The organism is Citrobacter sp. CK198 (assembly GCF_030333295.1).
Classification (GTDB): domain Bacteria; phylum Pseudomonadota; class Gammaproteobacteria; order Enterobacterales; family Enterobacteriaceae; genus Citrobacter_B; species Citrobacter_B koseri.
Genome location: NZ_JAOWGE010000030.1, coordinates 430,943 through 449,734 on the forward strand (window position 1 = coordinate 430,943; position 18,792 = coordinate 449,734).

Sequence of the window (18,792 nt, forward strand, 5' to 3'; positions counted from 1 at the left end):
TTTCTCACGCGTATTTCTCCATTGCGTCTGCCAGCGAGCGCGCTGCGGCAATAATCGAAGTAACTGGCATTTTTTCCAGCCACATTCTGTTGATGTGGTGCTGCAATCGGCGCTGGTGGTGCGCCGGGAAACTCCCGGCGTTTTCGATTTGACTAAAAACCATCTGAACCTCTGCTGGCCAGACCGTTTCCTCAACGTCCACCAGCAGCAGGTTTTCCAGCTCTATAATCCGATTGGTGGCGTATTGCAGAAGTTGATCCATCATTCCTCCTGCTGCGGTGCTGCTGGATACGCGCTATCTACCTGTCCAGGCTCATTGCTTCCGGTACATGCATTCCTGTGGTCATTGGCGTGCGGGCAGCGCTTGTTTCCGCATTCAGGGCAAACGACGAATCGCATGTCGCCCATCATCACCGGCCGGCAAGTGTGACACCAACAATCCGGAATCACCGGAGAGTTGCCAGCCTGAGTTGCCGACTCTCTCCCTGCTCTAAATGCAAATTCAGCCATCGTACCAAGCATCTGTTTTGCAGATGTTGTGTAATTATTTTGCTGATAATTTTCGGACCAGAATCTGCCAAACCATGAGTAGAAATTGTCATCAGCATCAGCTGGCACTGACTTTAATTCAGGCATATCAGGCCCCTTGCGTATCGCCTTCGCAAGCTCTGTCGGGTCATCGTAAAGCCAGTCACCTGTTTGCGGGTGGTTAGCCTCAGCCAGTTGCGCAGCCAATTCCAGCCCGTCTTTGTGACCTTGCAGATAATCCAGCGGCAACTCATCACGATTACTTACAGGTTCATCGTTTTGAGCATCACGCAGAGCGTAAAAGACTTTATTACGCAATTCGTTGAACTCGTCTGTGTGGGTGTCTCTGACGGCGTAGGGCGGCGTAAGCATGCTGAAAATCATGGAAAACTCACGTTCCGACAACTGGATAGTTTTCACGATTTACCTCCCTGAAGCATGGCGGCGCGTATTGAGCGAGCAATGTGTTCACGAAGCTGCTGGCTCCCGTGATACTTGACTGCTATATCACGCAGCTCGTTCACCAGCTCACGGATCTGATGGTCTTTCATTGCTACCGGCGCTGGAGGGGCGGAATAGAGCTGATTAACTCCATCGGGCATTCCCGAAAAATCGCTATCGTCTACCGGCCCAGCGTTTAACCAGTGATTGCCTGACACTTCCACTTCAAATACAGCCTCCGCTTCGAGCGATGCCAGCGCGATACCCGCCAGCTCCAGTTCAATTGACCATGTGCGCTCTTTGAGGGGCTCTAACTCTCCAGCCAGCATCATCTCTGCAAACTCAATACGCGCGTGCGCAGAAGAGATAAGCTGTTCTTTGGTGAGGGTGATCATGATGCCTCTCCTTTACCGGCTGCGGCAACCTTCACGCCAGCCTCTCTAAGCGCCTCTTTGTCTGCTATCCCGCGAGCATTCCAGCCAACAGCATATGACGCATAGGTGCCGCGCAATCCTAGGCGTTCAGCTTCAGCGGAAATCTCGAAAACTTCAGGCGCATTGGCTGATGTAATGTTTTCCGGGAGCGTCACCGTCCGCGCCTCCAGCTCAGCAAGCCGCTTCGCTGCGGCTTCCAGATCATCCAGCAGCGCCAGAACGGTGGCGGGGTTGGCGGCGGCGATAAGCTCTATTTTTGACTTGTGGACCGTGCAAAGTTGACTCCCTGTTTCAAACCATTCACTTCCGTATTTCTGGAGAACGCCATCTGCCGCTTCCCGTAATGCGCGTTTGTCGATGTTGCTCATTGGGCGGCCTCCACGACACGTTTGTTCCATGCAGCAATAGCCATGTTGATTTTGTTAGCGCCGACCATCTGAGCAGACTGCGCGTCGCAAGAATGGCAGCGAACAATTGCCGACTGGTAAGGGCAATCCTCTTCGTACTGCGCGAACGCCTCTACGTCTTTGCTGCCGCAGAATGGGCAAGGTTTAATTTGTGTGCTCATGACTGCACTCCTTTGCGAAGTTGGGCTGCGAATCGTGGAGCCTGAATGTCGCGGACTACTTCGATGGCTCTTGCGAATCCATCCTCGTAACATATTTCATCCCGAAAGCTATATGGACTACCGAGTGTTTTAGCAAAAAGCTCCACAGCGCGAGCACCAGCCTCGTTGCACACTTCAGCCAGGAAAGCGTCGGTTGCTGGGGCTTCTGGAGCATGGTCAATAGCCTGATGCCATGACGGAACCTCGCCAGCCTGCACAAAGCAACTCTCTGCAATAAACTTATTCAGCCCAGCATTCTCAGCAGCCAGCGCATTGCTACGGGCAAACTGCACATCAAGCTGCGTAGCCAGATCGCTCACCAGCGCGGCAGACTCAGCACAATGCAGTTCTTTCGCCAGCTCATGCCCTAACTTCACTAACTCAATGATTTTTGTTTCTACCGTTGATTTCATGCCATCACCCCGTATACGCTTAAAATTCGTTTCATCGCCGGACTCTGGCGACACTCCTGAAATATCCCGTTTGTGCAGCTGCGTGCTGTTCCATCCTGTTCTTCTGGCGTCGCCAGGCGATAAGTAACCGTTCGCCAGACCTTTCCAAGCCGTGTGATTACTCTCTTCTTCTCAAGCTCAAGGGCGTTTTTGGTTATGCAACTCAGAGATATTCCGTATTCGATTGCCACATCCCTTGCTGTGAAAGTACGGTGCGTTTCGAGATAACGCAGAATTGCCTGTTTGCCTTTCATCAGTGCTTCCCCCTCAGTCCGTGTTTTGCGCGAATTTCAGCAATCTTTGCCAGTCCCTGTGATTTACTCAGAGGCTTACCACCGAGAACGGGAAGCTGCTTTACAGGTTCAGGAATGGTTTCTCCGCGATTAATTCTGGATGCCATGTGAACGAGTTCTTCTGATGCCTTACGCCGCAGTTCTGTGTCGCTGAGTGCGTTGGCTCGCATGTTTGAATACAGGGATGTAACCAGCCAGTAGCTGGCAGATGATTCCTGCGTATGCTGCCCGTCAATTCTCCCGGGCCACGGATAGGACTCAGCATCCGGGTACAGTCCGCGCGTCCGGCAATACTCATAAACCAGATCGACAAGTTCATTCGCGTCAGGCAGTCCAGCGGCGGCCGCTTGTTCCGCTTTGCACCAGGCAACAAACTGACCCGGCGACGGCAGAAATGGACGCTCCTGACGACGTGCTACACGAAGACCACCATCAACCTGCGCCATTGTGGTAATTCCGTTCTCAGCAAAAGCCATAACCCACTGACGGCGAATTTCGTTCATCTCGGTCTGGTCACGGTTTGCAGTGGTTGCCGGGAACGCTGCCAGTAACTGGCTGAACACGCTGTTGATGACCAGGGCAACCTGCTCCAGTTGCAGCTTGTCGTCGTACTGCTCTGGCAGGTTGTTCGCAACGCGGCGCATCTGCTCGCGGTCAAAGTTATGCATCTGCTCTGCAAGGCTTTTCATATCTGCACCCCGTAAATCCAGTCAGTGTTGGTCAGGTCGACTTTTGGCTTCCCGGAAACCTGAGTTCCAGGCACGCTTCGCTGCATGTTCAGTTTGTCCCACTGCTTGCGCAGCGCCTCAGGGCTCAGGATGTTGCGGTGCCAGAACGAGTCTTTGCTGGCCCAGTCGTACATGGCACAGATATCCTGGTAGCTGCGGTTGTCGATCTGGCGCATCAGCCGAACCGTGTTTGCCCAGGTAGTCATGTCAGGGGCTTTGCAGGTTGGGTTGATCATCCTGACCCTGGAGAAAATCCACTCGGCAACCCGAAGGTCTTCAGCGGTTCCCCACTTGCTGCCGCTAGGTGTGTAAACCATTGCGTCAGGATGAGCAGACAAAAATTTCTTCATCCGGGCGTCAGAGGATTCGCCAGAATTCTCGGACGAAGATCTTTTAATGTTTTTATTCTTGTTATTACCTTCTTGTTCATGATGTGCGGGTAATTGTGCGGCCTTATGTGCGGCATACCCATCCGAACCCGCGTCATTACTGGCTTCACCATGTGCGCCCGTATGTGCGGCTTTATGTGCGGGTAAATCGTCCATTTTTTGAGCGTATTCGCTATAGTTTGTGATGGTGATCACCCGGCCTTTTCGCTTCTCTCCACTGATGGTGATCATCCCTTCGCGGACAAAAACAGACAGCATTCGCTCAACAGAATCCCTGCTTGCTGGCACTCCGTTTCTGTCGCAAAGCTGAAGGCCTAAATCGGCTGCAGTTACTACCAGTTGACCGGTATGCAGAGGCCATTCACGCCCCTTAAATGAGGCAATGTAGGGTTGTCTGGCAGCGCTCATAAGCAGGTTTTCCCACAGGGTGCGAAGATAAACGTCTTTCGCCCATGGCTGCTTAAGCACGCTCCGGTACAACGGGATGTAACCAGACTTCTGGTTTTCCATCCTGTTGCTCCTGAGTTGCCTTGCGGCGTTTAAGTCATAGACGGTCGCCATTGTCATGCTGCACGCTCCTTAACCTGCTGGGCGGTCCATAACCCGGCGATCCACTGGATGCCTTTAGGTGTGAATTTGTTCTGGGTAAACGCATGACCGTTAAGCTGATTTTCACCTGTTTTCACGGTGAACCGCCCGGCATCGATATGCTGTGCATACGGCGTCAACTTTCCGGCCAGCAGATACATGATTTCGTTATCCAGCAGGAACTGGCGAAAGAGGTTTTCTTTGATGTGCAAAAGTTTGCAGGTCTCGCGAAATCCGAGAGATCCCGACGCGTTAACGTAGTTGTCAACGAACTGGACTTTCGGCGCCGCAATGGAAAGTTGATTCTCAAGATGAAGCTTTTCTTCAGCCAAATCAGCAGCCAGGCGCAGAGCTTCCGGTAATGTCTGCGGCAGCAAAGGGCGATATTGTTCTTCAAGTTCGTGAAGGCGACGTATCACTCTCATGCGAAGCTGAGCGCTGTAGCCGGTTACCAGGCATTCGGTATGCTCACGGTCAAGAGCATATTCACGGTATTCCTGACCGTTCTGGGGGTGTACCCAAGTCTGGATATACCCCTCAGCACGCTCTCCGAGTTGCTCTAACATCACGTCGATATCACGCATAACATGGGCGTGATTTTTGCCGGTCAATTCAGCAATTTCGCGGCTTGTCATCTTCAGGATATTGCCCGTAGTAATTATTCCTGACATACTTACCTCGTTAGTGTTGTTGACATAACACAGTGTTTTGAGAGCCGTAGCTGCTACCAACAGCGCGGCTTTCGCCTTTATTGATACCTTTCATCACATAACCCCCAGCATTGACGTGACCATGGCCATAAGAGGCGCAGTCAGGTCCGGGTCAACACGGAACATCTCTACGATCCCCTCGCTCAGTTCCTTCAGCTTTTGATGGCGTGGGGCATTCATAACCACAGCAACTTTCGCCTCGCTCGTTTCCTTCTCTAGGCGCGCTAAGCGGGACATGAAACTGTCTTCTGGCAGAAGCCGGTGACGATATTCAAGCGGCAGAACAGCCAGGATTGCTGGGGTCAGTTCTCTAACGTTCTCGCGGTACTGATCGGAGTCGAAGCGGTTATCCAGGAAGCGAAATAACTTCTGGCGCGCGCGGCTGATATCTTCCGGGAAGTTGATGGCGGTCCCGCCCTGCTCCCGGTACTCGTTGATGATCAGCGCCGACACGACGTCCTGATTGTCCAGCGCCGACGACCAGGCACGCACTGCATCACGGATCTTGTCGTGATCTGGCGCTAGCTTAGGTTGAGCTCGATTTATCATCGCTCCCGGAATGAATCCGGTATTGTGTTGATACATAAGTGATTGCATATGCATTCCATTTCGTTTGAATAGTTAACATTTGACTGTTTATTCAGTCGGTTTAATAAGTCCAAATTGTTAAAGAGCAGTGAGCTTTATCGCAGCTCAAGCGGCAGAATTCGGATGCGGAAACAACTCAGTCAAATCAGGTCGGATTTGATACGCCCGGATTTTCCCGCAGGTCGCCTTTTCAATGCGCACAGCGTTCTGTGCGGATGCTTTTTTTCGACCATGCAGCCATGCCCAAACGGTTGGCTGACTTACTTCACATGCATCGGCGAGCTTCTGCTGGCTTCCAACAATTTCAATTGCTGAATTGATTGCGTTGTTAACCATTGATAGCTCCACGGTTGGTTAGTTACATGGATAATAGCCAAAGCTATTCGATGTGTAAATACCTTTAGTTATTTGACGAACAATAGCTACAGCTATACTTTTGATTTCATGAAAAAAGAAACTTTTGCAGACAGGCTAAATCAAGCCATGAAGGAAGCTGGGTACAGTCAGGCATCACTCGGTGAGGCTGTAGGCATGTCCCAGCCGAGCGTATGGAAGCTGTCATCAGGGAAAACACAAAACACTCGGAAGCTTTTTGAAATCGCAAGAGTTCTTGGGGTTAGCCCTGACTGGCTCGCCAATGGTGATGGACTGATGAGAATTGAAGGTCAGCAGCCGATTGCTCCGACGATCAGTGCTGAGCGGAATATTTTCCGCATTGAGGTTCTCGACTTCACTGTTAGCGCAGGTGATGGGGCCATAAACAACGAATTTGTAGAGGTGCTCCACTCCGTCGAATATCCCATTGAAGAAGCTCGGCATATGTTTAATGGAAGGAAGCAGGAACAGATCCGTATCATTAACGTGCGTGGAGACAGCATGTCTGGAACCATTGAGCCAGGAGACCTTCTATTCGTAGATATAAGCATCCAGCACTTTGATGGGGATGGGATTTATGCCTTTTTGTACGACGGTACAGCCCATGTGAAGCGCCTGCAAAAGATGAAAAATAAGCTATTGGTGATATCAGATAACAAAACCTATGCCCCATGGGAGCCAATAGAGCGTGAAGAAATGAATCAATTGTATGTTTTCGGAAAAATAATAGGCAGTATGCCTCAAACATACAGGAAGCATGGTTAATTTTTCGCTTCAATAATTGAAGCTGACACAGCAAAGGAAATTACAATGAAAAAGGCGATGATAGCAGCAGCTATAGCGGTTGTTCTTGCGGGTTGCGCATCCTCTGGAAACCAGCAACTGAAAAATGAAACTGAAACCAGCGTTCAGACAAAAATTCAGGAAGGAAAAACCACGAAGTCGGAGGTGAAATCTTATTTTGGATCTCCTGATGCAGTATCTTACACTGATGGTGGTAATGAGATTTGGAAATATGCTTTTGCTAAAGTAAAAGTAAATGGTACTACGTTTATTCCTTTCTATGGGTTGTTCCATAACGGAACTAACGGGACTAAAAAGGAACTAACAATTCTTTTTAAAGATGATACTGTTCAGAAATACACAATGGCAGAATCTGAAATCAATACCAAGTCTGGATGGGCAGACTAGGCAGAACATCACCCGGCCGCCGCGCCGGGTTTTCTTTTGCCTGACGCCCCCCCATCGCCCGCCATCGACCGACAACCTAACCTATTGATTAAGGTGGGATACCGATAATAGCAGCATCAATTTCCCGCCACCACGATCGCTATAGCCACTCTTTTGGTTTCATGCCCTTCAGCCACCATCGCAAACACGACATCACCCACAATCCGGCACATTTCCTGATAGCGCAGCTGCGCCAGTTCTTCGTAATCCATCACTAAACCCTCGGCAATTGATGTTTTTGTGAGCATATCACGCATCATTTACAAAAATAAATTCCTTTGGTTATCAACAACTAAATACCCAAATGCATTAAATAATATCCAAAGCTATTTACACGAAGAATACCCAAAGCTATTATCAACCCATCGAAACGAAACATCGACAGCTGAGCGAAGTTAGCCAACTGAGAAGTGGAGATTCGGTCAGTCGAACGGCGCGACAGTAAACCATGCGTCGGACCATAGGCGGGCTCAGGAAGAGCGGCAATTATGGCAAAGCGATTTACCAACAGCTCTTTGCGAGGGGCTGACGGTAAACAAAAAGAGAGGCGCTTATGAAGTTTTACGAATTACCTGAACAAGTGCAGTTAATAGCTGCAGAGCTTCTGGCTAAGAGGCTTAATGATGAGGTCTTTATTGATGAGAAAAACAGGACGGAAAAAGCAAAAGCAATTGCTCAAACCGTCCGGGAGGCGTTTTTTAAACTATACGACAATTAACTACCTATCACTGCCATCTTCAAAATGGTCAGTTTTAAAGTGCTGTAATGCCTGGTCATAAATCTTCAATAGACCATTCACATTGTCATGATGAATGGGAACACGTTCAGCGCGCACTAACTCAATTACCAATTGAGCGGCTGCAAGATCAGGGTGTGTTTTAGGATTAGCAATATCTGACATAAAACCTCCTTTTGACTGTGGATTCATCAGTCTACGGCATTCCTTTGACTGTGGAAAGCAAGGGAGCGCGCGCCGGGCGCGGATAAATACCCCGGCACTAACTGGAATGTTTTGGGATTGGATGAATGCGCAGGCTGATGCGCTACGGTGCGAAAGCGTAAAGACGGCATAGCCGACACCATGAGATTGAGTGAGAACTCAGCAAGCCGGAGATCAGCACCGGCCATCCAATCGCCAAAGCATTTCGAAATTTCCTGGCTAGCCGCTGCCACCCTTTTCGACGCGGCGCATCGTATCGGAGGAGTTATGTAACAGGTAACAGTGACGACTGAAAACCAACATTCAGCCCCGGATTATGCCGGGGCACACCGTGGAATGTTTTGTAGTGGGGTGTGGCTGGGCCTGCATGGACTGATCACCCATGAAAACTTCGGTTCGAATCCGGAGCACTCCACCACAAAGCATTTCTCCCGCATCAGCGGGTAACGACAGAGGGTAAGGCGATGGCAAAAGTTGTTCTGGTCTGGAATCCACAGAAGACAGAGTGTGTCGGTTTTTTAGAGCGAGAACCTGATGGTTCCACTTGGGATTGTGGATCAGATGGTGACGCGGAGCATGCAGCTGGCGGTATGAGATGGAATCCAGTTTCCACTCTCGCCGATAGCTTCAGGGAGCAATACGAAGACGTTGATGACGAATGTTTCATGCAGACCATTGAAGTTGATCAGTCATTAGCCGACGCGGTTGAAAGAGAAAAAGAAGATTAACCCGCTCCGGCGGGTTTTTTATCGGCCATACATAGGCAGATTTTCGAGTCTGCCCATTTATGACAACCGGCGGCCATCCACCGCCCATTAGCGCAGAAGTCCTATTCGTTCCGTCAGCCGAACGTCATCGGCATCACAAGGAAATAACCATGACTAAAAAATTCGAACTCGTCGCCGAATTAACGAAAGAGTTTTTCGGCAGAAAATTATTCCGTATTCGTGCAGTTGTCTCTTTCGGCGATGTTTCCGAAGGTGATTTGGGTGGTTGGGTGGAAAAAGAAAACAACCTGGATCAATCCGGCGATGCGTGGGTGTCCGGCGATGCGTGGGTGTACGGCGATGCGCGGGTGTACGGCGATGCGCGGGTGTCCGGCGATGCGTGGGTGTACGGCGATGCGCGGGTGTACGGCGATGCGCGGGTGTACGGCGATGCGCGGGTGTACGGCGATGCGCGGGTGTACGGCGATGCGCGGGTGTACGGCGATGCGCGGGTGTACGGCGATGCGCGGGTGTACGGCGATGCGCGGGTGTACGGCGATGCGCGGGTGTACGGCGATGCGCGGGTGTACGGCGATGCGCATTGGATCACTATCGGCCCAATCGGTTCTGAGAATGGATTTCTGACTGCTTTTCGACAGAAAGATAACTCAATTGTTGTGAGCCGAGGATGTTTCTCAGGAACGATCGACGAGTTCGAGTCGGCAGTAAAAGAGCGACACGGAGACAGTAAGCACGCTCAAATCTATCTGGCACTAATCCCCGTAATCAAGCTGCGTCTGGATGAGGTGAGTGATGAATAACAAGGCAGTCACCCACAACGGCAAGCGGTACACCGCCAAACAACTCAACGATAACGAGTGGCAACTGACCTCCGTCGATAAACCCCGAGAGAAAATCACGATGAACCGCTGGCAGATGGATTTATCCGGGTTATTGCAGCAGGTCGAGGAGAAGCCATGATTTCACACTATGGAACGACGCCCATCATTCGCCAGTGCGTCACGCCAGGCATGATGGCAATGCATGAAGGCCGAACCTATCGCGTCTCAGCAGTCATTCAGGAGCGCAAATGGGTGTACCTGCACACCGATGCAGAAATCATCCGCCTCAATGACTGCGTGATTGACGTCCTTCTGGACGGTCACGGCAACCCTATCCAGCACTAACCACCCTATTCAACCGATCGGCCTGGCATTACGCGGGCGGGATCTGCACATCCAAATTTCAGGAGAAACCATGAGCGAAGTAACGGATTTAGTCGTCATTGAGAAACATAACGCAATGGCGGTATTCACCACCAAAGAGCAGCTCGACCCGATTATTGAGGCGATCGAGAAAGAAGCTCGCAGCCTGGTGCCGGATGTGTCGACCCGCAAAGGCCGCGACGCTATCGCATCCATGGCGCACAAGGTTGCCCGTTCCAAAACCTACATCGACAACGCCGGTAAAGATCTGGTTGCCGAGCTTAAAGCCCTGCCGAAGCAGATCGACGAAAGCCGCCGCATTGTGCGTGAGCGCCTGGACGCGCTGAAGGATGAAGTGCGCCGCCCACTCACCAAATGGGAAGCCGAACAGGAACGAATTAAGGCTGAAGAAGCCATGAACGCGATGCACGCCGAAGCGTTTGAAATGAACATCAAGTTCGATCAGGAGCTGGCGGCCAAGTTTGAAGCTGACCACGAAATGGCTCTGCTGATGAATGACGCTTTCGACCGCGACGAAAAAGAAAAAGCAGAAGAAGCAGAACGCCAGCGCATTGCTCGTGAAGAAGAGTTGAAACGTCAGGCAGCAGAACAGGCTAAACGTGAATCCGAAGAGAAAGCCGAACGCGAACGTGCTGAGGCTGCACGGCGGGAAGCGGAGTTGAAGCTTAGGGCTGAGCAAGCCGAGCGTGACCGTATAGCAGCAGAGCAGAAGGCAGAACGCGATAAGAAAGAAGCCGATGAACGTGCTGAGCGCGAAAAACAGGAAGCCATCGCCGCCGAGCAGCGTAAAGCACAAGAAGAAGCAGAACGCATCAAGCGTGAAGCTGAAGCGAAAGAAAAGGCTCGCCTGGCCGAAGAGAAGCGCAAAGCCGACGAGCAGGCAAAGCGAGAAGCTGACGTGAAGCACCGCAAAGCCGTCGGCACCAACATCGTTAACGCGCTCACCAGCAACACCAGCTTAACCCGCGAACAGGCTATCGAAGTGCTAACAGCTCTGAAAGATGACCTGATCCCCTGCGCAAAAATTCACTACTGAGGTGAACAATGATCCCCGTTGATTTAGCAAGAACACCGGAACTCAGCCGGATAAAACGTAAGTATCACGTTGTTGAAGCTCTGTACTGGCGCAAGGCCGCCAACAAAAGCATGAAGCGTCATTGTCTGCGTATGGCTCGTGATGAACGTATCAATCAATGTGACTTTCTCGGCGAAAACCTGCCGTTCTGAGGTGAAGCATGGATCTGAATAAATTAGATGAGCCATTCCATTCAGACGACATCGAATGGCGCATACAGCAAGCAGGGAAAACTAATAACGGCATTTGGGCCAAAGTGCTGGCTTACGTTACTAACCGGGCAATCATGAAACGCCTGGATGAAGTATGCGGAAAGGCTGGCTGGCGTAACGACTACCGCGACATCCCAAATAATGGCGGGGTTGAGTGCGGTATTTCCATCAAAGTTGATGGCGAGTGGATCACCAAATGGGATGCGGCCGAAAACACCCAGGTAGAAGCTATTAAAGGTGGGCGTTCTGGCGCAATGAAGCGCGCTGCCGTTCAGTGGGGTATCGGACGTTACCTCTACAACCTGGATGAAGGTTTTGCCGTAGTTTCAGCAACACGCGCACCGGGATTCCAGTATGCAAAATCAAAAGAGGTCGGCGTGTTTTACTGGAAGGCTCCAGCATTGCCAGCATGGGCATTGCCATCCGGATCTGCAGTCCAACAGGAAGAGCAACCTTGCAATGAGGTCCAGCAGGAAGAGCGGACAACTCAGCCTGAGGATGCTGACAAAATCCTTGCCGATTTCTCTGAATATGCCAGCTCTGAAAACAACAGCGAGCGGCTAAAGCATCGATACGAAGAAACATGGAAATTGCTTAACGGATTTTCTGAGCACCAGAACAAATGCAAAGAAGTCACTGGCATTCGCATAAAAGAGCTTAAACAGGCGGCATAACCGCCTCTCCTATCTAACAACGGGCGGCATCGCCGTTATCGATATGACTCCTGAAACTATCCTCAGCATTCTGCGCAAGGACGCGCGGAACAATATCACCGCGTTCCACAGATGGAAAACTTCAACAGGCGCACTAAGCCACTCAGAAGGAATCACCCTCAATTACCACGAGCCATATTACGAGGGATGGGCCCCTAACTTAGTGATGCAACAAACATTCATCTCTGGTCCGGCACTGAAAAAAATACAACAGCACCTGATCGCTGAGGAGTGGGGAAACGGAACGATCGGCGGCTGCGTGTATCGCCTTAAGGAGAACCAATGAGCGAACTTTGGCAACCTTTTGAAAACCTGTTCCTGCATGAGGTTGGGACAAAGATGTCTCGCTCAGAAATAGCGGAAAAGCTTGAGCGCTCAGAATCGGCAATAACTCGCCAGGCATCACGTATCGGCGCACCGCTTATCAGCAGGATGACCGGCAGACGCTGGACTAAAGCCGAGCTATTCCTGCTCAGCCGATTCCCCCCTGAAGAAGTCGCCACAGCAACTGGGCGCTCCATCTACTCCGTACGCAGCAAATTACAGTCTCTGACCAGAGCGTCAGGAGGAAAAGTCATGCCTGAATGGACAGCAGAAGAAATTGCATACCTGTGGCGCCACACCAACGCAGAAGTCGCAGAGATGACTGGTCGGAGTATCGAAGAGGTCGGAGATAAGCGGCTGCAAACCAATATTGAGCGTAATGGCTGGGATGTTAACGATCCGGAGCGTACATCATGAAATACGGAAGCGTGTGCAGCGGCATCGAAGCTGCCAGTAAAGCGTGGGAACCTCTCGGCTGGAAACCTGCCTGGTTCTCTGAAATCGAACCATTCCCTTCCGCAGTCCTCGCCCATCACTGGCCGGAAGTAACAAACCTCGGCGACATGACCAAAATCGCCGATGTGGTGCGCGCTGGTGATGTCGAAGCGCCTGATGTTCTGGTCGGTGGCACGCCTTGCCAGGCTTTCAGCATTGCAGGCTTGCGTGAAGGCCTGTCAGATGACCGCGGGCAGTTAACCCTCTCTTACGTGGAATTAGCCAATGCAATCGACGCAAAGCGCCGCGAACGCGGTGAGCCAGAATCAATCATCGTCTGGGAAAACGTCCCCGGAGTGCTCAGCAGCAAAGACAATGCCTTCGGGTGCTTTCTGGCAGGACTTGCCGGAGAAAGCAGTGAGTTGCAGCCAGCAGGGGGAAAATGGACGCACGCAGGTTGTGTGTCTGGACCAGAAAGGGTTATTGCCTGGCGTGTCCTTGATGCTCAATTTTTCGGAGTGGCCCAACGCCGCCGTCGTGTGTTCGTTGTCGCAAGTGCTCGAAAAGGATTCGATCCCGCAGCGGTACTTTTTGAGCTCGACAGCGTGCGCCGGGATTCTGCGCCGTGCCGAGAAACGCAAAAGGCTGTTGCCGCCCTTACTGCACGAGGCGTTGGAACGTGTGGCGCAGACGACAACCAGGCACAAGCTGGACACCTGATAGCTCAGTGCGCTAATGGTGACGTTAGCCACACATTAAAGGGCGAAGGATTTGATGGTAGTGAGGACGGAACTGGGAGAGGCGTTCAAGTTGTGGCTTTCGGCGGTGGAAATACCAGTGGAAACATCGATGTTGCCGCCTGCCTGACTGCGAAAGGACAGAGAATAGACTTTGAAGTGGAAACCTTCGCAGTGCACGGCACGCAGGATCCAGATACCAATTGCGAACTGGCGCACACAATTGGCCGCAACAACGGACAAGAAAACGCCTGCATTGCATTTAGCTATAAAGACAACGGCGCGGATGCCACTATTGATATGGCGACAACGTTACGGGCCGGGAACCACCACACCAGCCACGCAAATGGCGGGCAACCTCCAGCGATAGCTTTCCAGCCAGGAAACCTTTCACGAGGAGCAGGGTCAGCGCCCAGCGATCAAATATTTCCAACACTTAAAGCTGATCATGGTCGAGGAGGAAGCGACCAGGATCCGCATGTTTTTCTTGGGACTCAGGTTCGCCGCCTAACTCCAATTGAGTGCGAGCGCCTTCAGGGCTTTCCTGATAATCACACACTGATCGGCTGGCGCGGGAAGGATGCTGATGAATGCCCGGACGGGCCACGCTATAAGGCGATCGGTAACAGCATGGCGGTGCCGGTTATGCGCTGGATTGGTGAGCGCATTGCCGCAGCACTGCCAGCCGAGAAGCTGAACGGTGATTACGGCGGAAGTAAAACACCGTTAGACCAGCGAGACCTATGGCGCACGCCACCAGCCCTTTTCGCTTCCCTTGATGCTGAGTTCTGCTTCCAGTTGGATGCCGCCGCGGCGCCGCATAACGCGCTGTGCAGGAAGTTCATCACAGCCGAGCAGAACACGCTGGAAACGCCCTGGGCTGATTACCTGAGCATTCCCGGCTACGTCTGGCTTAATCCGCCATACAGCGACATCACGCCATTCGTTAAGAAGGCCGCCGCCGAGAGCAACAATCAGATCGGCACAGTCATGCTGGTTCCGGCAGACACATCGGTTGGCTGGTTTAAGGAGGCTATCCAGACCGCCAGCGAGGTTCGCTTCATCACCGCAGGGCGGCTGGCGTTTATCAACCCGGTCACCGGTAAGCCAGTATCGGGAAATAACAAAGGGTCGATGCTCATAATCTGGCGACCGTACCCGCGTACACACTGCCACTTCGCAACTGTGGACCGGGACGAGCTGATGGCTTTCGGGGCGAAACTTCTCGCCCGCCGGGAGGCAGCATGACGCCAGAACAGGAAAACGCCATCCGCGCCGCCTGTCGCCGCTGCACCGAAGAAATCCAGCAGGCCATGCGCAAGAAGCCAAAGCCTAACTGGAACGAAACGGTGCCTCCCATCATCAACAAGCATCACAAGAAAATTGAAGCTCTGGGAGTTAGCCTCCTGGAGTTCGTCGTATACACAGGGCGGCTTAATCGCCGCTTCGGAGTGGAATCGTGAAAGTTTATATTGCCGGCCCCATGAGTGGGCTACCTGATTTTAACCGCGCCGCTTTCAACCATGCGCATTTTTTCCTCGGGTCGAAAGGTCATGTGGTCCTTAATCCCGCACTGCTCCCGGATGGATTAACTCAGGCGGAGTATATGGACATCTGCCTATCAATGCTTCGCTGTGCTGATGCTGTTTTCATGCTGCGTGGCTGGGAAAAATCTGCAGGCGCCCGCGCTGAGAATGCTCTGGACGAGAAGCTGGAAATGGAAATTATCTTCCAGGAAGAGGATCGCGCCGCATGAACAAAGCCTCTCCAGTTGATCTGAGGAAGAGCCTCGAAATCGCCAACCACCTCGCACATATTGGGATTCGTTTCGTGCCAATTCCGGTGGCGAACGAGGAAGAATTCAAGACGCTGGCCGCCGAGCTATCTCGACGGCTTGGGCAGATGGCAGTCGAAGCCGAAAAGGATGAAGGAGGTGCAGCATGAGCATGGAAAAATTCATTAAGCCATTCCCTTTGACCGACATTACCACCCCACGAAATGGTGCTGAGGTATTGCTGGATAACTACTGGCTTACGAAAGATGGTATGTATTTCAAATCAAAACGCGGCGGCACTCACCAGTGCAATCGAGACAGGCGCGTTGTCGATAAAGTGTACGCAGAACTCCTTTCTACTGGATATGAATGCACACACATTCCTGTGGCTTATATCAAGAGAGGGTAAGCATGAAAGCACTAATCACCAGGTCGCTATCGCGGCCTTTTTTATTGCTGGCGTTCACCTTCAACCGAATTAACCGACAGTTCCGGGAGCATTGACCATGGACATCATCGATACCGCAGCAGAGATTGAAGAGCTTCAGCGTAACGCTGCCCTTTCCGCTCACCGTCTGAACCGTCACGCCGTATCAGCTGAGCGTTGTGAAGAATGCGACGAACCAATTCCCAAGCCGCGGCGCGCTGCCGTTCCCGGCTGCCAGACGTGCGCGGAGTGCCAGGGCATTATCGAACTGAGGAATAAGCAGAGGGGATTATGATTGATTACAGCGAATTGAGTGACTATGAAGTTAGCAAGCGCGTAGCTATGGCGGTCGGCGGCTTCCTCGAAGAGGATTTTTGCGAAACTCATTCAGTGATTTTTAGACGTCATGGTCGGCATCAATACTCGTTTTTCGAACCATGTACAAACCCATCAGACGCATGGCCCATCATCTTAGAAAACAAAATTAGCCTTAATTGGGCTGAAGTTGAAAAGTCATGGTGCGCCCATGTTGGAGGGGTTATGACGGATGGTTGTTGGTGTTGGGATTATGACCCAGAACATCATCAAGACAACGTCAACCCGCTACGCGCCGCAATGATTGTATTCCTCATGATGCAGGACTCAGCCAATGTTCCAGCTAATTCAACGGGGTCAGATTTACGCTGACCAGCACGGTTGGCCCGTCATCATCCACAGCTGCACATCACAGATAGTCCGCTACTGGCGACAGGGCCGGATAAACACCGCCTCAATCGACCGTTTTAACATTGATTTTGAGCACCTCGATCACCGTGAGGCGGCACAGATACGCGCCGAACTGGAGACGAGCGAGCACATTAAATCGCTGCGTGCCCGGCGCGCGGCATGAGGAGAGATTATGCGCATTGAAGAGTTACCAAAATTACCGAAGTTGTTCCGGGTTATCGAAGTGGATCTGGACGTTTTGCGTAATGGTATCGGAGGGGGTGGCGGCGTGATTTTTGACATGGACGCCATCGTAAAGCGGAAGGTTCGCCGTGTTAAGCATGAAGGCGGATGGAAGTGGCAACTGGTTCGTGAATGGCGTGATCAAGAGTTTTGGGATTACTGCTTTGAGCAAGACCGGGAATGCCTTGAGCACCTCAACTACGACCTCGGCCTTGTGCATTGACGCAACTGATAGCCAGTTATGAGCTATTGGGTGCGAAAGCACTGCTCCGTTATCCACCATTTTGCCCGGTTCCGCGCCGGGCTTCTTTTTTGCCTGGAGTAAACCATGAGCGACATTATCCAACTGACGCCCAACAAGTGGGTATCCGAAGAAGTTCTGATGGCTATTACTGGCCTGACAAAGAACGCGATCAAATCTGCGCGTACAAATTCATGGATGGAGGGCCGAGAGTATCGTCACTACTCTGGTGACTGTCAGCCAAAGGAGAACTCACCTATCCTCTATAACCGACACGAAGTCGATAACTGGGTTGAGCGTCAACGACCAGCGATCCCACGCCAGAAATCTGCTTAAATACCCTCCCCATTAAACTACGCAGGAGATTTTATGTCTGGTTATCCAACTGGAGTGGAGAACCACGGCGGCACTTTGCGCATATGGTTCATATATAACGGGAAAAGGGTAAGGGAAAGCCTTGGGGTTGTTGATACTGCAAAGAACAGGCGCATTGCTGGAGAGCTTCGCGCCTCTGTTTGTTTTGCTATAAAAACTGGTGCATTCGATTACGCCAGACAGTTCCCACAGTCACCCAATCTGAAGAAGTTCAATATCGCGCCGCCGGGGATAACTGTTGCTGAACTGGCATCCAAATGGCTGGAACTTAAGAGGATGGATTTAACCCTTAACGCACATCTTCGATATGTATCGTATATCACGATTGGAACCGATATTCTCGGCGGAAATAGAATGGTTGATTCCATAACTCATGAGGATGTGCTTAACGTAAGGAAAGAGTTGCTGACCGGCTACCAGATATGCGGAGCGCACCAGAAGAACAGGTCGGCGAAGAAAGGAAGGACTGTCAGGACGGTTAACGTCTATGTTACCTGCATGAAGGGGATGTTTGATTTTGCGGTATTGAATGGGTACATAAGCAAATCTCCATTTGCTGCAATTACCCCGCTAAAGAAATCGAAGTCGGATCCGTCACCACTTACCCATGATGAGTACCATCGCTTTCTTGAAAGATGCCCATGCGAACAGATACGTAACCTATGGAAGCTTGCGTTTAACACAGGCATGCGACATGGTGAGATATGCGCACTAGCATGGGAGGACATCGACACTAAGAACTGGACGATTCGGATTAGCAGGAACCTTGCCATTTCCGATCACTTCACGCCTCCAAAGACAGAAAGCGGGAACCGGACAATTAACCTTACTACTCCTGCTATCGAGGCTCTAAAAAGCCAACTGGCATACACCAGAATGGGTAAGCAACATCAGATAGACGTTCACCTCAGAGAGTTTGGCAGAACTCGCCGAGATGAATGTACATTCGTTTTTGTTCCCAGGTTAACGGCAAGGAACGGTAAAGGAGGTGAATGGTATTCACCAGGATCATTCTCAGGGACGTGGAATAACATACTTAAAAGGAGCGGTATACCACATCGCAAGTCATATGAGTCTCGGCACACATACGCTTGCTGGGCATTAAGCGCCGGAGCTAACCCCAACTTCATTGCAGCTCAAATGGGGCATACGTCAGCACAGATGGTTTACAGCGTTTACGGGAAATGGATGTCCGACAACAATGACAACCAACTGGCAATATTGAACGCTAATTTTGGAAGTAATGCCCCACTGATGCCCCATGCTCAAAGTGAGTAGGCATAAAATCCTTTAAG

The 18,792-nt window shown here is 51.4% G+C and carries 35 protein-coding genes and 2 pseudogenes; 23 read left to right on the top strand and 14 right to left on the bottom strand.

What is annotated here, in order from left to right:
* Window positions 1-4: 4 nt before the first annotated feature.
* The 12 genes from OGY62_RS10865 to OGY62_RS10920 all read right to left on the bottom strand — a co-directional run bounded on the left by OGY62_RS10865 (window position 5) and on the right by OGY62_RS10920 (window position 6,094).
* Complete coding sequence (locus OGY62_RS10865) at window positions 5-262, bottom strand: hypothetical protein (protein WP_286460005.1); 258 nt, start codon at window positions 260-262, stop codon at window positions 5-7.
* On the bottom strand, window positions 262-948 hold the full coding sequence (locus OGY62_RS10870) for a thioredoxin domain-containing protein (protein WP_286459835.1): 687 nt from the start codon (window positions 946-948) through the stop codon (window positions 262-264). Before OGY62_RS10870 ends, OGY62_RS10865 begins: the two co-directional genes overlap by 1 nt.
* Window positions 945-1,364 (bottom strand): hypothetical protein, encoded by a 420-nt coding sequence (locus tag OGY62_RS10875; RefSeq protein ID WP_286459837.1) that lies wholly within the window; start codon window positions 1,362-1,364, stop codon window positions 945-947. The genes OGY62_RS10870 and OGY62_RS10875 overlap by 4 nt, the downstream gene beginning before the upstream one ends.
* Entirely contained in the window at window positions 1,361-1,771 is a 411-nt protein-coding gene (locus OGY62_RS10880) for an ead/Ea22-like family protein (protein ID WP_286459838.1), read from the bottom strand. Before OGY62_RS10880 ends, OGY62_RS10875 begins: the two co-directional genes overlap by 4 nt.
* Window positions 1,768-1,971: a Lar family restriction alleviation protein gene (locus tag OGY62_RS10885; RefSeq protein WP_286459840.1), complete on the bottom strand. Its 204-nt coding sequence runs from the start codon at window positions 1,969-1,971 to the stop codon at window positions 1,768-1,770. The genes OGY62_RS10880 and OGY62_RS10885 overlap by 4 nt, the downstream gene beginning before the upstream one ends.
* Complete coding sequence (locus OGY62_RS10890; protein ID WP_286459842.1) at window positions 1,968-2,423, bottom strand: hypothetical protein; 456 nt, start codon at window positions 2,421-2,423, stop codon at window positions 1,968-1,970. The genes OGY62_RS10885 and OGY62_RS10890 overlap by 4 nt, the downstream gene beginning before the upstream one ends.
* Window positions 2,420-2,716, bottom strand: a complete 297-nt coding sequence (locus tag OGY62_RS10895) for a protein ren (RefSeq protein WP_286459844.1) — start codon at window positions 2,714-2,716, stop codon at window positions 2,420-2,422. Before OGY62_RS10895 ends, OGY62_RS10890 begins: the two co-directional genes overlap by 4 nt.
* Window positions 2,716-3,444 (bottom strand): replication protein P, encoded by a 729-nt coding sequence (locus OGY62_RS10900; protein ID WP_286459846.1) that lies wholly within the window; start codon window positions 3,442-3,444, stop codon window positions 2,716-2,718. The genes OGY62_RS10895 and OGY62_RS10900 overlap by 1 nt, the downstream gene beginning before the upstream one ends.
* Window positions 3,441-4,382 carry a phage replication protein O gene (locus OGY62_RS10905; RefSeq protein WP_286460007.1) on the bottom strand — a complete coding sequence of 314 codons (942 nt, stop codon included), beginning with the start codon at window positions 4,380-4,382 and terminating at the stop codon, window positions 3,441-3,443. The genes OGY62_RS10900 and OGY62_RS10905 overlap by 4 nt, the downstream gene beginning before the upstream one ends.
* Before the next feature lie 53 nt (window positions 4,383-4,435).
* Window positions 4,436-5,131 (bottom strand): phage antirepressor KilAC domain-containing protein, encoded by a 696-nt coding sequence (locus OGY62_RS10910; RefSeq protein ID WP_286459850.1) that lies wholly within the window; start codon window positions 5,129-5,131, stop codon window positions 4,436-4,438.
* Window positions 5,132-5,224: 93 nt separating this feature from the next.
* Entirely contained in the window at window positions 5,225-5,767 is a 543-nt protein-coding gene (locus OGY62_RS10915) for a toxin YdaT domain-containing protein (protein WP_286459852.1), read from the bottom strand.
* 96 nt (window positions 5,768-5,863) lie between these two features.
* A complete protein-coding gene (locus OGY62_RS10920; RefSeq protein ID WP_286459854.1) occupies window positions 5,864-6,094 on the bottom strand; it encodes a transcriptional regulator in 231 nt (76 codons plus the stop codon).
* A 108-nt stretch (window positions 6,095-6,202) separates the two neighbouring features.
* On the opposite strand from OGY62_RS10920, the gene OGY62_RS10925 reads away from it, so the two are divergent.
* Both OGY62_RS10925 and OGY62_RS10930 read left to right on the top strand, forming a co-directional pair.
* Complete coding sequence (locus OGY62_RS10925) at window positions 6,203-6,898, top strand: S24 family peptidase (RefSeq protein WP_286459856.1); 696 nt, start codon at window positions 6,203-6,205, stop codon at window positions 6,896-6,898.
* 45 nt (window positions 6,899-6,943) lie between these two features.
* A complete protein-coding gene (locus OGY62_RS10930; protein WP_286459857.1) occupies window positions 6,944-7,324 on the top strand; it encodes an SEN1984 family lipoprotein in 381 nt (126 codons plus the stop codon).
* Window positions 7,325-7,452: 128 nt separating this feature from the next.
* On the opposite strand, the pseudogene OGY62_RS10935 reads toward OGY62_RS10930, so the two are convergent.
* Window positions 7,453-7,575: pseudogene (locus OGY62_RS10935) on the bottom strand (DUF2767 family protein); the annotation flags it as partial.
* Window positions 7,576-7,916: 341 nt separating this feature from the next.
* On the opposite strand from OGY62_RS10935, the gene OGY62_RS10940 reads away from it, so the two are divergent.
* Complete coding sequence (locus OGY62_RS10940; protein ID WP_164084805.1) at window positions 7,917-8,081, top strand: hypothetical protein; 165 nt, start codon at window positions 7,917-7,919, stop codon at window positions 8,079-8,081.
* Here OGY62_RS10940 and OGY62_RS10945 read toward each other — a convergent pair whose 3' ends face one another.
* Complete coding sequence (locus OGY62_RS10945; RefSeq protein ID WP_286459862.1) at window positions 8,082-8,264, bottom strand: ATP-NAD kinase; 183 nt, start codon at window positions 8,262-8,264, stop codon at window positions 8,082-8,084.
* A gap of 503 nt (window positions 8,265-8,767) precedes the next feature.
* Here OGY62_RS10945 and OGY62_RS10950 point away from each other — a divergent pair.
* From OGY62_RS10950 to OGY62_RS11040, 20 genes and pseudogenes are all read left to right on the top strand, one after another.
* Complete coding sequence (locus OGY62_RS10950) at window positions 8,768-9,031, top strand: hypothetical protein (RefSeq protein WP_032936032.1); 264 nt, start codon at window positions 8,768-8,770, stop codon at window positions 9,029-9,031.
* A 149-nt stretch (window positions 9,032-9,180) separates the two neighbouring features.
* The gene (locus OGY62_RS10955; RefSeq protein WP_286459864.1) at window positions 9,181-9,831 is read left to right on the top strand and encodes a hypothetical protein; all 651 of its coding nucleotides are present in this window, start codon (window positions 9,181-9,183) and stop codon (window positions 9,829-9,831) included.
* Window positions 9,824-9,991, top strand: coding sequence for a hypothetical protein (locus tag OGY62_RS10960; protein ID WP_286459865.1), 168 nt, complete (start codon window positions 9,824-9,826; stop codon window positions 9,989-9,991). Before OGY62_RS10955 ends, OGY62_RS10960 begins: the two co-directional genes overlap by 8 nt.
* Entirely contained in the window at window positions 9,988-10,197 is a 210-nt protein-coding gene (locus OGY62_RS10965) for a cell division protein FtsZ (protein WP_286459866.1), read from the top strand. Before OGY62_RS10960 ends, OGY62_RS10965 begins: the two co-directional genes overlap by 4 nt.
* Window positions 10,198-10,267: 70 nt before the next feature.
* A complete protein-coding gene (locus OGY62_RS10970; RefSeq protein ID WP_286459868.1) occupies window positions 10,268-11,272 on the top strand; it encodes a hypothetical protein in 1,005 nt (334 codons plus the stop codon).
* 8 nt (window positions 11,273-11,280) lie between these two features.
* Entirely contained in the window at window positions 11,281-11,463 is a 183-nt protein-coding gene (locus tag OGY62_RS10975) for a hypothetical protein (protein WP_194693987.1), read from the top strand.
* A gap of 8 nt (window positions 11,464-11,471) precedes the next feature.
* Entirely contained in the window at window positions 11,472-12,197 is a 726-nt protein-coding gene (locus tag OGY62_RS10980; protein ID WP_286459869.1) for a Rad52/Rad22 family DNA repair protein, read from the top strand.
* A 321-nt stretch (window positions 12,198-12,518) separates the two neighbouring features.
* On the top strand, window positions 12,519-12,977 hold the full coding sequence (locus OGY62_RS10985; RefSeq protein WP_286460011.1) for a hypothetical protein: 459 nt from the start codon (window positions 12,519-12,521) through the stop codon (window positions 12,975-12,977).
* Window positions 12,974-14,341 (top strand): annotated as a pseudogene (locus tag OGY62_RS10990) (DNA cytosine methyltransferase); the annotation flags it as partial. The gene OGY62_RS10985 and the pseudogene OGY62_RS10990, both read left to right, overlap by 4 nt.
* Before the next feature lie 36 nt (window positions 14,342-14,377).
* On the top strand, window positions 14,378-14,980 hold the full coding sequence (locus OGY62_RS23315; protein ID WP_353654537.1) for a phage N-6-adenine-methyltransferase: 603 nt from the start codon (window positions 14,378-14,380) through the stop codon (window positions 14,978-14,980).
* Window positions 14,977-15,195: a hypothetical protein gene (locus OGY62_RS10995; protein WP_286459873.1), complete on the top strand. Its 219-nt coding sequence runs from the start codon at window positions 14,977-14,979 to the stop codon at window positions 15,193-15,195. Before OGY62_RS23315 ends, OGY62_RS10995 begins: the two co-directional genes overlap by 4 nt.
* On the top strand, window positions 15,192-15,488 hold the full coding sequence (locus OGY62_RS11000; protein ID WP_286459874.1) for a DUF4406 domain-containing protein: 297 nt from the start codon (window positions 15,192-15,194) through the stop codon (window positions 15,486-15,488). Before OGY62_RS10995 ends, OGY62_RS11000 begins: the two co-directional genes overlap by 4 nt.
* A complete protein-coding gene (locus OGY62_RS11005) occupies window positions 15,485-15,676 on the top strand; it encodes a DUF1382 family protein (protein WP_286459875.1) in 192 nt (63 codons plus the stop codon). Before OGY62_RS11000 ends, OGY62_RS11005 begins: the two co-directional genes overlap by 4 nt.
* Window positions 15,673-15,915 (top strand): hypothetical protein, encoded by a 243-nt coding sequence (locus tag OGY62_RS11010; protein ID WP_286459876.1) that lies wholly within the window; start codon window positions 15,673-15,675, stop codon window positions 15,913-15,915. The genes OGY62_RS11005 and OGY62_RS11010 overlap by 4 nt, the downstream gene beginning before the upstream one ends.
* A 97-nt stretch (window positions 15,916-16,012) precedes the next feature.
* Window positions 16,013-16,228, top strand: coding sequence for a TraR/DksA family transcriptional regulator (locus OGY62_RS11015; RefSeq protein WP_286459877.1), 216 nt, complete (start codon window positions 16,013-16,015; stop codon window positions 16,226-16,228).
* A complete protein-coding gene (locus tag OGY62_RS11020; protein WP_256994593.1) occupies window positions 16,225-16,620 on the top strand; it encodes a phage protein NinX family protein in 396 nt (131 codons plus the stop codon). Before OGY62_RS11015 ends, OGY62_RS11020 begins: the two co-directional genes overlap by 4 nt.
* On the top strand, window positions 16,583-16,822 hold the full coding sequence (locus OGY62_RS11025) for a DUF4222 domain-containing protein (protein WP_286459878.1): 240 nt from the start codon (window positions 16,583-16,585) through the stop codon (window positions 16,820-16,822). The genes OGY62_RS11020 and OGY62_RS11025 overlap by 38 nt, the downstream gene beginning before the upstream one ends.
* Before the next feature lie 9 nt (window positions 16,823-16,831).
* Entirely contained in the window at window positions 16,832-17,104 is a 273-nt protein-coding gene (locus OGY62_RS11030) for a hypothetical protein (RefSeq protein ID WP_111925778.1), read from the top strand.
* 105 nt (window positions 17,105-17,209) lie between these two features.
* Entirely contained in the window at window positions 17,210-17,458 is a 249-nt protein-coding gene (locus OGY62_RS11035) for an excisionase family protein (RefSeq protein WP_047500635.1), read from the top strand.
* Window positions 17,459-17,491: 33 nt separating this feature from the next.
* Complete coding sequence (locus OGY62_RS11040) at window positions 17,492-18,775, top strand: tyrosine-type recombinase/integrase (protein ID WP_286459880.1); 1,284 nt, start codon at window positions 17,492-17,494, stop codon at window positions 18,773-18,775.
* Window positions 18,776-18,792 lie beyond the last annotated feature (17 nt).

Excerpts from the sequence above, each read along its gene's own strand:
- OGY62_RS10865 (WP_286460005.1), bottom strand. The coding sequence starts at position 262 with ATGGATCAACTTCTGCAATACGCCACCAATCGGATTATAGAGCTGGAA.
- OGY62_RS10875 (WP_286459837.1), bottom strand. The coding sequence starts at position 1,364 with ATGATCACCCTCACCAAAGAACAGCTTATCTCTTCTGCGCACGCGCGT.
- OGY62_RS10880 (WP_286459838.1), bottom strand. The coding sequence starts at position 1,771 with ATGAGCAACATCGACAAACGCGCATTACGGGAAGCGGCAGATGGCGTT.
- OGY62_RS10885 (WP_286459840.1), bottom strand. The coding sequence starts at position 1,971 with ATGAGCACACAAATTAAACCTTGCCCATTCTGCGGCAGCAAAGACGTA.
- OGY62_RS10890 (WP_286459842.1), bottom strand. The coding sequence starts at position 2,423 with ATGAAATCAACGGTAGAAACAAAAATCATTGAGTTAGTGAAGTTAGGG.
- OGY62_RS10895 (WP_286459844.1), bottom strand. The coding sequence starts at position 2,716 with ATGAAAGGCAAACAGGCAATTCTGCGTTATCTCGAAACGCACCGTACT.
- OGY62_RS10900 (WP_286459846.1), bottom strand. The coding sequence starts at position 3,444 with ATGAAAAGCCTTGCAGAGCAGATGCATAACTTTGACCGCGAGCAGATG.
- OGY62_RS10905 (WP_286460007.1), bottom strand. The coding sequence starts at position 4,382 with ATGGAAAACCAGAAGTCTGGTTACATCCCGTTGTACCGGAGCGTGCTT.
- OGY62_RS10910 (WP_286459850.1), bottom strand. The coding sequence starts at position 5,131 with ATGTCAGGAATAATTACTACGGGCAATATCCTGAAGATGACAAGCCGC.
- OGY62_RS10915 (WP_286459852.1), bottom strand. The coding sequence starts at position 5,767 with ATGCAATCACTTATGTATCAACACAATACCGGATTCATTCCGGGAGCG.
- OGY62_RS10920 (WP_286459854.1), bottom strand. The coding sequence starts at position 6,094 with ATGGTTAACAACGCAATCAATTCAGCAATTGAAATTGTTGGAAGCCAG.
- OGY62_RS10925 (WP_286459856.1), top strand. The coding sequence starts at position 6,203 with ATGAAAAAAGAAACTTTTGCAGACAGGCTAAATCAAGCCATGAAGGAA.
- OGY62_RS10930 (WP_286459857.1), top strand. The coding sequence starts at position 6,944 with ATGAAAAAGGCGATGATAGCAGCAGCTATAGCGGTTGTTCTTGCGGGT.
- OGY62_RS10940 (WP_164084805.1), top strand. The coding sequence starts at position 7,917 with ATGAAGTTTTACGAATTACCTGAACAAGTGCAGTTAATAGCTGCAGAG.
- OGY62_RS10945 (WP_286459862.1), bottom strand. The coding sequence starts at position 8,264 with ATGTCAGATATTGCTAATCCTAAAACACACCCTGATCTTGCAGCCGCT.
- OGY62_RS10950 (WP_032936032.1), top strand. The coding sequence starts at position 8,768 with ATGGCAAAAGTTGTTCTGGTCTGGAATCCACAGAAGACAGAGTGTGTC.
- OGY62_RS10955 (WP_286459864.1), top strand. The coding sequence starts at position 9,181 with ATGACTAAAAAATTCGAACTCGTCGCCGAATTAACGAAAGAGTTTTTC.
- OGY62_RS10960 (WP_286459865.1), top strand. The coding sequence starts at position 9,824 with ATGAATAACAAGGCAGTCACCCACAACGGCAAGCGGTACACCGCCAAA.
- OGY62_RS10965 (WP_286459866.1), top strand. The coding sequence starts at position 9,988 with ATGATTTCACACTATGGAACGACGCCCATCATTCGCCAGTGCGTCACG.
- OGY62_RS10970 (WP_286459868.1), top strand. The coding sequence starts at position 10,268 with ATGAGCGAAGTAACGGATTTAGTCGTCATTGAGAAACATAACGCAATG.
- OGY62_RS10975 (WP_194693987.1), top strand. The coding sequence starts at position 11,281 with ATGATCCCCGTTGATTTAGCAAGAACACCGGAACTCAGCCGGATAAAA.
- OGY62_RS10980 (WP_286459869.1), top strand. The coding sequence starts at position 11,472 with ATGGATCTGAATAAATTAGATGAGCCATTCCATTCAGACGACATCGAA.
- OGY62_RS10985 (WP_286460011.1), top strand. The coding sequence starts at position 12,519 with ATGAGCGAACTTTGGCAACCTTTTGAAAACCTGTTCCTGCATGAGGTT.
- OGY62_RS23315 (WP_353654537.1), top strand. The coding sequence starts at position 14,378 with ATGCGCTGGATTGGTGAGCGCATTGCCGCAGCACTGCCAGCCGAGAAG.
- OGY62_RS10995 (WP_286459873.1), top strand. The coding sequence starts at position 14,977 with ATGACGCCAGAACAGGAAAACGCCATCCGCGCCGCCTGTCGCCGCTGC.
- OGY62_RS11005 (WP_286459875.1), top strand. The coding sequence starts at position 15,485 with ATGAACAAAGCCTCTCCAGTTGATCTGAGGAAGAGCCTCGAAATCGCC.
- OGY62_RS11010 (WP_286459876.1), top strand. The coding sequence starts at position 15,673 with ATGAGCATGGAAAAATTCATTAAGCCATTCCCTTTGACCGACATTACC.
- OGY62_RS11015 (WP_286459877.1), top strand. The coding sequence starts at position 16,013 with ATGGACATCATCGATACCGCAGCAGAGATTGAAGAGCTTCAGCGTAAC.
- OGY62_RS11020 (WP_256994593.1), top strand. The coding sequence starts at position 16,225 with ATGATTGATTACAGCGAATTGAGTGACTATGAAGTTAGCAAGCGCGTA.
- OGY62_RS11025 (WP_286459878.1), top strand. The coding sequence starts at position 16,583 with ATGTTCCAGCTAATTCAACGGGGTCAGATTTACGCTGACCAGCACGGT.
- OGY62_RS11030 (WP_111925778.1), top strand. The coding sequence starts at position 16,832 with ATGCGCATTGAAGAGTTACCAAAATTACCGAAGTTGTTCCGGGTTATC.
- OGY62_RS11035 (WP_047500635.1), top strand. The coding sequence starts at position 17,210 with ATGAGCGACATTATCCAACTGACGCCCAACAAGTGGGTATCCGAAGAA.
- OGY62_RS11040 (WP_286459880.1), top strand. The coding sequence starts at position 17,492 with ATGTCTGGTTATCCAACTGGAGTGGAGAACCACGGCGGCACTTTGCGC.